1 protein-coding gene is annotated in these 14,111 nt (G+C 63.0%); it reads right to left on the bottom strand.

From position 1 onward, the window contains the following. Positions 1 to 28 precede the first annotated feature (28 nt). Positions 29 to 13,939, bottom strand: a complete 13,911-nt coding sequence (locus MTX34_RS01960) for a non-ribosomal peptide synthetase (protein WP_243608250.1) — start codon at positions 13,937 to 13,939, stop codon at positions 29 to 31. Between the last annotated feature and the right edge of the window lie 172 nt (positions 13,940 to 14,111).

Consider the following 14,111-nt stretch of genomic DNA (forward strand, 5'->3'; position numbering starts at 1 on the left):
CCCGAAGCGCAGTTCCCCGTCCTGGCAACTACCACGACGGTGCCGAATCGGTTTCGATCACTCCCTCGAGCTCCCAGTGTTGTCCAACGTCCTCGTGCCCTGACGAGATGACGTGAGTCACCCAGTTCTGCTCGATCACATCGGAAAGCTCCAGCGTTGACTCGTCCATGACCAGTGCTGCGCCAGCCGACAGCGCTACCAGCAGAGCGAATATGAGCCACTCCGGTGTGTGGTCCGCTGACGAATCGGCCGTATCTGTGCCGGAACGCTCCGCCGATTCGACGCGAGGAGACGCAACGAGCAGACGGGACTCGTACGTCACAGACCACTTCTTCATTGCCGCCGCGGCCGCGACCAGCGACTCGCGCTGCGTGACGACACGCCGAAGGCTTCCGTCGAGGAGCACTGCGGTTGCATCCGCATCGAGCTGTCCGGTGCGCGATGCAAAATCCACCGGCCGCGTCGACTGCAACGCAATCGCTGCTGTTACCTCGGGATCTCGAAGCGAGATGGTCGGCCCGTCCGGTCTTTCCCGTGTTGTCGACGCCATGGAAACGACAACTGCGTCATGCCTGTCGGCCTCTCCCAACATGATCGATGCGCCTGACTGCCACACGGCCCATGCAGTCACGACGTAGTCGGCCGAGAACGGCATATCGATCGACACATGGTCGCCCGGGCCGATATGTCGCGAGACGAGATAACGGGCAAGACGAGCAGCCCGCTGAGAAACCTCGAGGTAGCGCAATTCCTCTCCCGCACTGACGATTGCCGGTGCGTCGGGCTCGGCCTCCACCACGGTGTCCATCATCTGAGGGAGCGTCCAGGAAATCGGTATTGCATCCGAAGACGGCGAGGACCTTGTCTCCTCTCGTTCGGCTTCGGTGCGGATGTCGATATCGTGCACGGTAGTATCCGGGGCCTGCGCCAAAGTACGCACGATCGACGTCAAGCGAAGAGCGAGAGTCTCGACCGAGGTCGGGTCGTACAGATCCTGCGCGTACACGAGTGAGCAGGTGAGCACGGAATGTTCAGACTCGGCGAGCGCAGTGGAGAAGATGAACTGGAGGTCGTAGTTCGCGGTTCGTTCACCACTGTCGAGCCCCGAGATCGACAAGCCCTCGAGATCCAACAACGCAGGCTCGTGGTTCTGAAGTGCGACCACGACGTCGAAGAATGGAGATCGGGCTACCGACCGCGGCGGATCGAGAAGGTCGACCACCCTCTCGAAGGGAACATCGGCGTGCGCGAAAGCATCCAGATCACGATCACGAATCGACTCGAGGACCTCGGTCAGGGTCGCAGCACCGGGGACCGGTGTGCGTAGCGCCAGGGTGTTGACGAACATTCCGACCAGCATGTCGAGCGCTGATTCGCCGCGCCCGGCGACCGGGGTGCCGATGGCCACATCTTCGTCACCCGACAACTTGGCCTGCAGAACCGCGACGGCGCAGTGCAGCGCCATGAACAACGTCGCGTTGTGTGATCGAGCCACCGACGTCATCGACTCGACGATCTCGGAGTCGAAGACGAATTCGTGCGAGGCACCCCGTCGGGTCGGCGTCGAAGTCCGCGGGCGGTCGCCCACGATACCCGACTGCTCCGGCAAGTCCGCCAAGGTCCTACGCCAAAACCGTTCTTGCGCATAAATGTTGGAGTTCGAATCCGAATCGTCGCCCAAGACTCTGCGGTGCCACAGTGCATAATCCGCGTACTGGACCTCGAGCGGTTGCCAAGGCAACGGCCGGCCTGCGCAACGAGCAGAATACGCGGTCATCAGGTCCTGGGTGAGCGGACCGATGGAAAAGCCGTCTGCCGCGATGTGATGAACGACGAGGACGAGCAGGTGCTCGACCCCTGATATTCGAAGCAGCCGGGCCAGTACGGGAACCGCCGCGGTGACGTCGAATGTCGTCGCAACGAGAGTGCGAATGCGGAGCGCCGCTTCGGTTTCGCCGATCGACTCGGCGTCGAGCTCGAGATCGACGTCATCCACGTGCAGAATCTGTTGACTCCCCACGCCATCCACCTCGGGGTAGCGAGTGCGCAGCGTTTCGTGGCGCTCGACCACATCCCGAAGCGCGTCGGCGAGAGCGAACGTATCGAGGCTCCCGCTCAGGCGCAGTGCAAGTGAGATGTTGTAGGCGGTCGAACCAGGGTCGAGACGATTGGCGATCCACATGCGCTGCTGCGCGTAGGAGAGAGGGAGGATGTAGGGCCGGGGTTTGCGAGTGAGCGCGGGGCGAGCACCTGTGCCGACATGTGCAGACAGCCGGACAGCCAGTTCGGCGACCGTCGAGGCCTCGAACAACAGTCGGACTGTCACGGTGGTGTTCAGCAGCGCGCTCAGCCGAGCCACAACCCGAGTTGCGCCGAGTGAGTTACCACCGAGCAAGAAGAAGTCGTCGTCTGCACCCACTCGGTCGAGTCCGAGCACCTCCTCGTAGACCGTCGCAACGGCCCGTTCGACATCGGTGGCCGGCGGTCGAAAGATGCTCGTGCTGTTGATAGGTGCGGGAAGTGCCTTCCGATCGAGCTTTCCGTTGACCGTCAGCGGGATGGCATCGATCGCGACGAAGAAAGAGGGCACCATGTAGTCCGGAAGCTGAACTGCAACGCCCCGGCGCACTCGATCGAGGTCGGCCGACGTGTCCACGAGAACGACGTAGGCGACGAGTGAATCACCGGTGACGGAGTCTTCTCGCACGACGACGGCAGCAGCAGAAACCTCTTCGAGCGAGGCAACGGCTGCCTCCACTTCGCCGAGTTCGATTCGGAAGCCGCGTACCTTCACCTGGAGGTCGATGCGGCCAAGGTACTCGAGCTCACCGCGTGTATCGGGTGCGACGGGTGCGACCCACCGAGCGCGGTCACCCGTTCTGTACAACCGTCCGCCGTCGGCATCGAACGGATCCGCGACGAACCTGGTTGCGGAAAGCGCGGCGCGTCCGAGGTATCCCTGGGCCAATTGTCCACCAGCAACGTACATTTCACCCGCTACGCCCACTGCGACCGGGCGCAGGCGGCGGTCCAGCACGTAGACGCGTAGGCCGGGGATGGGAACACCGATGACCGAAGTCGACCGCAGGTCTCGCGAGGTGATGCGGCGGGTGGTGACGTGCACGGTCGTTTCGGTGATGCCGTAGAGGTTCAATAGTGCCGGGCCCGGTGCCGCCGCGCCGGGACCCACCGTGGAACCGTCACCGTGCCGCTCGATCCACCCCCGCAGCCTGCGAGGTTCGAGGGCCTCGCCACCGAAGAGTACGTATCGCAGAACCGACGAGTCGGCCGGCTTCGAGCGGTCCACTTCGGCGAACTGGTGGAACGCAGACGGCGTCTGATTCAGCACGGTGACGTGCTCGTCGACAACGAGGTCGTGGAATTTGTCGGGTGAACGGCTGGTGAGGTAATCGACGATCACCAGTGTGCCGCCGTGAATCAGCGGTCCCCACATTTCCCACACGGAGAAGTCGAATGCGTACGAGTGGAACATCGTCCACACATCGTCTGCATCGAAACTGAACATCGACGCCGTGTTCGCGAACAGACGTAAAACGTTGCCATGCGTGACGGCTACGCCCTTGGGTCGTCCACTCGATCCGGACGTATAGATCACGTACGCCATGTTCTCGGACGTCAGCGGTGCCGTTCGGTCGAGGTCGGACGGCAATCCGGGATCGGCAGAACCGGTCGATTCGCCGCCGACGTCGACGACGGGTACGGAGCCGAATTGTGCTGCCGCACCCGCAGTGACGGCGACGACGGGCTGTGCGTCGTCAACCATGAACTCGATGCGGTCGGCAGGGTATGCGGGATCGATGGGTAAGTACGCAGCACCGGACGCAGACACGGCGAGCAGCGCAACGATGAGCTCGATCGACCGTGGGAGCGAGACGGCCACCACACGATCGGGCTGCGCTCCGACTTCGATCAATCGACGCGCGAGAGTGTCGACGCGGCGGACGAGCTCACCGTATGAAACGGATCGACCGTCGTACCGGACGGCGATGCTGTCGGGTGATAACGCCGCTGTCGCGGCGAATGCGTCGATGAGAGTGTCGTGCTCCAGGAGTCGATCGGTGCCGCTCGAGCGCCAGTCCTGCACGAGCATGTCCAGCTCTGCCTGCGCAGCAACGGCAATGTCGCCGATGGGCAGCTTGGGCGATGCGAGTAAGCCCGAGAGCACGCGCACGAAGCCGGCGACGATGGCGTCCATCGTTCTTTGCTCGAACAGCTCTGTAGCGTAAACGAACTCGAAGTGCCAGCCGGGATCGAGACCAGTCTCGTGTAGAGAATCGGACACGGTGACCTGCAGATCGAATTTGGCGGAGGTGACCTCCTGTTCAATCCCGCTTATCGTCAGACCCGGCAGTTCGAGATGTGCCTGTCCGAGATTTTGAAAAGTGAGCATGACCTGAACCAGTGGGTGCCTGGCGCGCGACCGGTCCCGAGCCACAGCATCTACGACTCTCTCGAACGGAATATCGGCATTCGAGAACGCGGACAGGTCGACGTCACGGACGTGGCCGACGACGTCGACGAACGAAGCCGCCTGATCTATGCCGGTACGCAGCACCAGAGTGTTGACGAACATACCGATCATGTTGTCGAGCTCGGTGTCACCTCGACCGGCCACCGGGGTTCCCACCGCAATGTCTGCGCTGCCCGAAAGTTTCGCAAGCAACACTGCAAGCGCCGCATGTACGACCATGAACGGTGTTGCCCCTACTTCGAGCGCCAATTGCGATACCTTCGAGCGCATCTCGGAATCGACGGCGATCGTGGTCGCCGCCCCATCGCCCGTTGCTTGCGCGGGGCGCGCATGATCGAAGGGCAGGTCCAGTTGTTCGGGGAGATCGGCGAGCCGTTCTGTCCAGTAAGCGACTTGAGCAGCAGCTTGGGAAGTCGAGTCGTCTTCGGACCCCAAGAAGCCACGTTGCCATACGGCGTAGTCCGCATACTGCAGCGCCAAGGGCTCCCATCCAGGCACCTGCCCGCTCGTCCTCGCAGCGTAGGCGCGGACGAGGTCACGGGTCAGCGGCCCTACGGAGAATCCATCGACCGAAATATGATGCGCCACAAGCACCAACACGTGCGCGACCGAGGACTGGCGGAGCAAGACCGCCCGGATGGGAACATTGCGCGTCACATCGAATCCGCTGTTCACTTCCGCGCGTACAACTGCAGGCAGTTGCTCCGCAGTCACGTCCTCGACGCGAAGAACTGGACCGCTCGGATCGGGTTCTATTGTCTGATAACCAATTCCGTCGATGTCCGGATACGCGGTTCGGAGGATGTCGTGTCGGTCGATCACATCCTGGAAAGCCCGCCTGAACGCCACTACGTCGAGATCGCCATCGAGACGTATCGTCACCGGCACATTGTGAACGGCGGAGTCCGGATCCAGTCGGTTGAGGAACCACATTCGCTGCTGTGCCAGTGACAGCGGAACATTCGCATCCGGGTTGCTGCGCGCGGTGATCGCTGGACGCCCCGCTCGGCCTCCGCCGTTCTCGATCCGCGCTGCCAATGACGCCACATCTGGGGCCTCGAACAACGTCCGAAGGGGCACCGTGGTGTCGAGTGAAACTCCCAGTCGCGCGACAACTCGGGTAGCGATGAGGGAGTTCCCACCGAGCACGAAAAAATCATCGTCCAAGCCCACTCGAGGTACGCCCAGCAAGTCGGCGAAAACTTCTGCGACAGCTTCTTCGATAAGGGTCGACGGCTTCCGAAAAGCCGTCACCGCGAATTCTGGCTCCGGCAGGGCTTTCCGATCCAGCTTGCCGTTGGGACCGACGGGGAGCGCGGCCAGCACCCCGATGGTCGTCGGAACCATGTATGCGGGGACGCGGGCGAGGGCAACGCGGCGAACGTCAGCAGGATCGACGGAAGATGAGGTCTCGGCAACCACGTAGCCGACGAGTGTGTCACCGACCATCGAGTCGTTGTGCAGGACCGCGGCCGCCTGCGCAACGGCGGGGTGCGCGACCAATGCAGCTTCGACGTCACCGAGTTCGATGCGCTGTCCACGCAATTTGATCTGCTGATCTCGACGACCCACGTATTCGAGTTCGCCGTCTCGGTTCCACCGAACCATGTCGCCTGTGCGATAGGCACGTTCACCACGACCACCCAATGGGTCCGCGACGAAACGTTCTGCGGTCAGCTCCGGCATGGACGCGTAGCCGCGGGCGAGTTGAACTCCAGCGAGATACAGCTCCCCGACCACGCCAGGTGGTACCGGAGACAAACGCTGATCCAGCACATACACGCGGTTGCCGGTTACAGGCCTGCCGATCGGCACGCCGGCGGTATCGCACGTCTGAAATTCATGGAATGTGACATCGACCGCCGCCTCGGTAGGTCCGTAGAGGTTCGCCAGCCGGACACCGGACAGCAGCTCCGTCAACCTGCGTGCGGTCGACGCCGGTAGCGCCTCACCGGATGCAAAGACCCAACGCAGGCCGAGCCCCGAGAGCGCCGTGGATTCGGCTGCGAACAACGACAGCATGGAGGGGACGAAATGCGCGACTGTTACCGACCGGGTTTCGAACAGGTCGGCCAGGTATCGAGGGTCACGGTGTCCGCCCGGTGCCGCTATGACCAGAGTGGCCCCGATTTGCAGGGGCCAGAACAGTTCCCAGACCGACACGTCGAATGTCGCGGGCGTCTTCTGGACAACCACGTCTTCTCGCCCCAGTCCGTACTGGGTCTGCATCCAGTTCAGTCGGTTGACGATCGCGCGATGGCTCACCGTCACGCCCTTCGGCTGTCCGGTCGAACCGGACGTGAACAACACATATGCCGCCGAGTCCGGATCTGTCCGAACCCTCCGCTCGATGTTCGCGGCCGGCGAGTCCGGTGAATCGTCGGTCTCGTTCAGCTCGATGACGGTGACTTCGTCGAGATCCCACTGCTCTCCCGGAATCGCAAGCAGCACAGCGACACCCGCTGTGCGCACCACTCGCCGAACTCGGTCCGACGGTTGGCCGGGGTCGAGCGGGACATACGCTGCGCCTGCTGCAAGCACCGCATAGATACCCACCAGCATCTCCACCGAACGTGTGGTGCCCACTGCAACGACCGTTTCGGGACCGACACCTCGCGAAATCAGTAGTCGGGCTAGCCTGTCGACCCTCGCGGCGAACTCGCCGTAGGACAGCGATCGGTGTTCGAAGCTGATGGCGACGGCGTCGGGTGCGATACGGGTGCGCTCCTGAAAGCGGTCCAGGAGCAGCTCGTCGGTCGACAGCGATTGATCTGTCTCGGTAGCGGTACCGCTCCACTCTTCCAGCACGGTCCGTCGCTCGGTGCCGACGAGGAGATCGATGTCGCCGATCACGACAGCAGGGTCGGTCACAACGGCCTCGACTATCCGAAGAAACCGCACGCCCATCGCCCCGACGGTCTCTTCGTCGAAGAGATCGGTGAGGTAGAGGAACTGCCCGATCATTCCCTGCGGCTCCCCCGCGCCGTCGAACCGCTCGGAGATCGTCAGGTACAGGTCGAATTTCGACAGTCCGGTTTCCAATTCCATACCCGCCGCGGCGATGCCCGGCAACTCGACTGTGCTGCGCTCGAGGTTCTGGAAAGCGAGCATGACCTGGAACAGAGGCTGACGTGCCGTCGATCGTGGCGGGTCCAGAATCTCGACAAGACGCTCGAACGGGACGTCCGAGTTTGCGAATGCATCGAGGTCCCTTTCGCGGACTTCGGTGAGCATCTCTTCGAATGTCATTCCGGCGGGAACGCGAACACGCAGAACGAGTGTGTTGACGAACATGCCGATCAAGTCGTCGAGCACGCGCTCTCCGCGCCCCGCGATCGGTGTTCCGATTGCCACATCCTCGGTACCGGACATTCGGCCGAGCAGAATCGCAAATGCGGCGTGCACGACCATGAATGGAGTGCATCCGAGCTCGAGGCCGAGCGCGACGATCGACCGATGCGTGTGGGCACCGATATCGAAGGCGTGCAACCCTCCACGTTCGCTGGGCACGGCAGGACGCGGCCGATCCGTGGGTAGGTCGAGTTGCTCGGGAATGCCTTCGAGCGCACCGGTCCAGTAATGGATCTGTCGGTGAGCCAGTGAGTCGTCAGCGCCTTCGTCACCGAGCATGTCGCGTTGCCACACCGCGTAATCCGCGTATTGGACGGGCAGCGGCTCCCAGTCCGGCGCGGAACCTGACATCCGCGCCGAGTACGCCCCGACGACATCCCGCATCAGCGGCCCGACGGAGAACCCGTCCGCTGCGATGTGGTGCACAACGACAGCAAGAACGTATTCGGAATCAGAGAGTCGGTAGAGCCCTGCGCGGAAGGGCGCAGCGACGGCAAGATCGAAGCCACCCATGATCATGTCGCGAATCAACTGGTGCGCTTCGTCTTCGGAACAGTCGGCGACGTCGAACCGCGACGGACTGTCGGCCGGTGACAGGGTCTCTTGGTGGCCGACGCCGTCGATCTCGGGGTAGACGGTACGAAGCGATTCGTGCCGATCACGGACGTCGTCGATGGCCTGGGCCAGTGCCGACACGTCGAGTTGCCCGTTCAGCCGGACGACGACGGGAATGGTGTACGCAGCCGAGTCCGGCTCGAATCGATCGAGGAACCACATGCGCTGTTGCGCCGGCGACAGAGGAACGGGTGAGGGCCGACGGCCTGTCTCCAGCGGTATCCGGCCCCCCGAGCCGGCCGTCTTCTCGACAATCGAGGCAAGTCCGGCCACCGTGCTCGCGTCGAACAGAGCGCGCACCGGCACCTGTCCGTCGACGAGCGCGCCGACGCGGGCAACCACTTGTGTCGCGATCAGTGAATTACCGCCGAGCGCGAAGAAGTCGTCGTCTCGCCCGACCCTCGGCGAGCCGAGGACGTCCGCGAATACGCCGGCGACGATGCGTTCGGTTTCGGTCACCGGCTGGCTGAACTCCCGTGTCTCGAACACGGGCTTCGGCAATGCTTTTCGGTCCAGCTTGCCCGTCGGCCCCGTTGGGAACGTATCGAGAACCAACACGGTGGACGGAATCATGTAGTCCGGCAGCGTGATTGCGGCATGCTTCTTGAGAGAATCGACGTCGACAAGCGAGGGTCCGTCGGGAATGACGTAAGCAATGAGTCGATCACCGTATACGGTCACGGCGGCTTGCGACACGGAAGGCTGGGCCATCAGCGCGTTCTCGATCTCACCGAGTTCGATTCGAAGTCCACGTAACTTCACCTGGAAGTCTGCCCGGCCTACGTACTCGAGATCTCCCGACGCGGTCCATCGCGCCACGTCGCCGGTGCGGTACAGACGAGTCCCGGTGCCGAAAGGGTCGGCAACGAACCGGTCGGCTGTCAGGTCAGGACGGGCGACGTACCCTCGTGCAAGTTGTATGCCGCCGAGGTACAGCTCGCCCTGTGCGCCGGTGGGAGCGGGCCGGAGCCGGCTGTCGAGAACGTACACGCGGGTGTTGAATACCGGCCGGCCGATCGGAACCGATGCGACATCGACTTCGGAGAACTCATGATGTGTCACGTCGACGGCGGCTTCGGTCGGGCCGTAGAGGTTGACCAGCACAGCGGACGACAACACCGCCGTCGCAGCTCGGGCCGTCGTCGCCGGAAGAGCCTCCCCCGAGGAGAACAACCATCGCAGCGAAGTCACGTGCGCCGCTTTCGGCTCGGCCGCGAACACCGCCAGCATAGACGGAACGAAGTGTGCAACAGTGACGCCTTCGTCGCCCATCAGCTCTGCGAGGTACACGGGATCGCGATGGCCATCCGGGCGCGCGATTACCAACCGGGCACCGATCTGCAACGGCCAGAACAGCTCCCAGACCGAGACATCGAATGTCACCGGCGTCTTCTGAACCACTATGTCTCGCGCTTCGATGCCGTACCGAGCTTGCATCCACACGAGTCGATTGACGATCGCTTCATGCGAGACGGTCACGCCCTTGGGCCTGCCTGTCGACCCCGATGTGAACAGCACGTACGCGGCGTTCTCGGGCAACAGGAGCGCACGACGATCCTCGTCCGTGACCGGCTCGCCAGAAAACGACTGCGTGCGGACACCGTCGACCGGAATAACCGGAACCGCCCCGAAGCTCCCCCCATCGGAATCGGCCAGAACCAGGGCCGATCCGGATGTCTCGAGCATGTACGAAATTCGATCGGGCGGCAGCCCAGGGTCGATCGGAACGTAGGCGGCACCCGACTCGATGATCGCATAGATGGAGATCAGCATCTCCATGGATCGCTCGAGGGCAACAGCGATGCGTACTTCCGGCTCCGCACCTCGCGAGATCAGCAGTCGCGCCAGCCTGTTGACCCGATCGGCAAACTCGGCGTAGGTCAACGACGTGTCCCCGAATGTCACCGCGGGAGCGCCGGGCGACGCGGCGACTCTTGCGCCGAACATCGACACGAGAGTCGGCTGCGAGGGCACCGGATGGTCGGTGGCGTTGAGGTCTTCCACGAGCCAGGCACGCTCGCCGCGGCCGAGCAGCTCGATGTCGCAGACGCGCCCTGCTGGATTGGCGATTGCCGATTCGAGCACTCGCACGAACCGGACGGCGAGGACACCGACAGAAGTCGCATCGAAGAGGTCCGTCGCGTATGTGATCGTGGCGTCGATCCCGATAGCGCCTGCTGGAGTTCGAGTTTCGCCGACAGTGATTTCGAGGTCGAATTTCGCCGAGACAGCATCTACGGCTATCGGTTCGACAGCCAGTCCGGCGAGCTCGAACGTGTTTGCGCCGACCGCCCCGTATGCCAGCAGCACGTGAAAGATCGGATGAATTCCGTTGGCCCGGGGTGGGTCCACGATCTCCACTACCCGCTCGAACGGGACATCTGCGTTGGCGAATGCACTCAGATCCCCGTCGCGGACGCTCGCCAGAACCTGCTCGAAACTCGACACGTGCCCGACTGTGGTCCGCAGAACCACTGTATTGACGAACATCCCGATCATGTCGTCCAACGCAGCCTCGCCTCGGCCTGCTACAGGTGTGCCCACCACGATGTCGGTGTTGTCGGATATCCGAGCCAGTAGCACCGCCAATGCCGCATGGACAACCATGAACGACGTGACGTTCGATCTGCGCGCGAGGTCCGCAATGCCTTCTGCAACAGACGAATTCAGAGTGAGGACATGTCGAGCTCCGCGTCCCGAGGACACTGCCGGCCGCGGCCGGTCCGTCGGCACGATTGCCGGGTCGGTGAGTTCCGACAGCGCCGACGCCCAATAGGCCTCCTGCGTGTGAAGCATGGAACCGGAATCATCCGAGGAACCGAGGGTGTCCCGTTGCCACAGCGTGTAGTCGGGGTATTGGACCGAGAGCGGTTGCCAGCCAGGTGTTTCGCCCGCGGTCCGCGCTTCGTAGGCGGTCATCACGTCCCGAGTCAGCGGGATCATCGAATATCCGTCTGCGGTGATGTGATGAACGACTACGACGAGCATGTGTCGTAATCCGTCCATCGCGAGCAGACGAACGCGGAAGGGAGGTTTCTGTGATAAGTCGAAGGGCGCTCTTACGGCTTCTTCGACGCGGCGGGCAATGTCGGATTCGTCGATGGGCAACGTCAGGAAATCGATCACCGCGCCGTCGATCGACTCGATCGCCTGCGAACCGCGGCCGTCGATTTCCGGGTACCGAGTGCGAAGCGGGGCGTGCCGGAAGACGACATCACCGACGGCCTTCTCGAACGAGTCGACGTCCAGCCGACCCGTCAATCGCACTACCGACGCGATGTTGTCGACGGAGGATTGGGGATCGAGGCGATGAAGAAACCACATCCGCTGTTGCGGATAGGACAGTGGAATGTGCTCAGGCCAGGGCTGCCTACTCGCGAGCAGGGGCCTCGGCGGCTCGGGGCTGCCTGCCACGGTCTCGATGAGTGCAGCTGTGCCCGCCACCGTGGAGCAGTCGAAGAAATCCCTGACGGACACTCGGACGTCGTGCAACTCGTTGAGGCGAGCAATCAATCGAGTTGCGTCGAGGGAGTTTCCGCCCAGCGCGAAGAAGTCGTCGTCGCGCCCGACCCGACCGACACCCAGGACTCCGCCGAACTGCGCCGCAACGGTTGCTTCTGTGTCGGTGCGAGGCTCGACGAAACGGGTCGGTACAGATTCGAGCGCCGGCAACCCACCGCGGTCCAGTTTTCCGGACGGCCCGAGCGGCATGCTGTCGAGCACCCGCACCGAGGTGGGCACCATGTACGCGGGCAGCCTTCGACCGAGGTCCTTTTTGATGTCGTCGGGGTCGACCGTCGACTCGCGAGTCGGTACGACGTAAGCCACGAGCGTGTCCTCGCGGACGACGACGACGCACTGCGAGACGTCCTCGCGCTCCCCCAGCACCGATTCGATTTCACCGAGCTCGATGCGCAGCCCTCGCAGCTTCACCTGAAAATCTGTCCGCCCGAGGAAGGTGGACACACCGTCCGCGGATTGCCTCACGAGATCGCCCGTTCGGTACATCCGGCTGCCCGATCCGAATGGATCCGCCAGGAATCGGCTTGCCGTCGCCACCGGGCTGTTCATGTATCCGCGCGCCAACTGCACACCGGTGATGTAGAGCTCTCCGACTGCACCGGGAGGCACCGGATGCAGTCCGGAATCGAGCACTCTCAGTTCGGTGTCATCGACAGGCATGCCGATCGGAACCGGCCCGGAACCGTTGGCGTGCACGGGATGATAAGTGACGTCGACTGCCGTTTCAGTCGGACCGTACAGGTTGTGGAGCTGCGCCCCGGAGACCGCCTCGAAACGGGCAGCCGTAGCCGACGGCAGTTCTTCACCCGAGGCGAAGACGTGTCGGAGGGAAGCAAGCGAGGACACGGCAGATGTGTCGACGAATATTGCGAGCATCGACGGAACGAAATGCACGACCGTGACGCCTCGGCGAAAGATCAGCTCGGCCAAGTACACCGGGTCGAGATGGCCGCCGGGCTCTGCGAGCAATAGCTGCGCACCCACTTGTAGTGGCCAGAAGAACTCCCAGACGGATACATCGAATGTGAATGGAGTCTTCTGCAGAACGACATCGGTCGAATCCAACGCATACTCGCGTTGACGCCACCGAAGGTTTGCGGTGATTGCCGAGTGCGACACCGCCACTGCCTTCGGACGACCTGTCGAACCCGACGTGAAGATCACGTAGGCCAAACTGTCCGGATTCAGGGCAGGGCGCTCGGCTTCGGTCAGCTCACGGTCATCGATGTTCTCGAAAGCCCCGATGTCGATCACCGGAGCGACAGGTGGGATCTTTGCAGCACCGTCGCGGTCGGCGATGACGACGACGGGCCGAGCGGTGTCGAGCATGTAGGTCAGGCGGTCGGTCGGATGTTCGGTATCGAGCGGTATGTAAGCCCCACCCGCTTTGATGATTCCGTACATGGCCACGACAAGATCGAGCGACCTTCGCATCGCCAGGCCTACGGCGCGATCGGGAGTCACGCCTACGTCCAGCAGGTGGCGAGCGACGCGGTTCGATGCCCGATCCAGTTCGCGATAGGTGAGCGAACGATCCTCGAACGTCACGGCTGTCCGGTCGGGACACCGAGCGACGCAGTGCTCGAAGTCGGCAAGGAGGGTCGTTGTATTCGCTTCTACGACGTGTTGGTCGTGGTTGTCCGAGCACCCGGTCGGATCGACGCCGACCACTGCCCCGGTCTGCGTCGATATTTCGGCGATCGTTCGCTCGTAGGCCCCGTCGGCGTCGTCCAGAAGACCCAACTCGGCCAATGCGAGCGGCAGCAGTGAGTCGGCACCCAGAACACCACCCATCTCACCGTCAATCCGGTCCAGGGTTCCGTCGAGTTCTCCAAGACTGACGGACGTCTCACCCGCTTGCAGGACGGACCTGGACGGCGCCATTCGAGCGGCGGCGGCGACGAGCTGCCGCAGTTCGTCGGCCGACCGAGCTCGATCAGCGCCGTTCCCCACAACCATTCAGTTCAGCCTCCCCGCTCCCCGCTCCCCGCTCCCCGGCCGACGGTGAATAGAAGCGTCTGGCCAAGTCCCCAGGCCCGATAACCCTCGACTTCCCGAGAATACTGTCCCTGCGCTTGTGCATCGGCCACCGGCCACACGGACCGGTCGGATTTCGATGAAACCGGTGCGT

It is taken from the genome of Rhodococcus sp. ARC_M5, assembly GCF_022810405.1.
Taxonomy (GTDB): domain Bacteria; phylum Actinomycetota; class Actinomycetes; order Mycobacteriales; family Mycobacteriaceae; genus Rhodococcoides; species Rhodococcoides navarretei.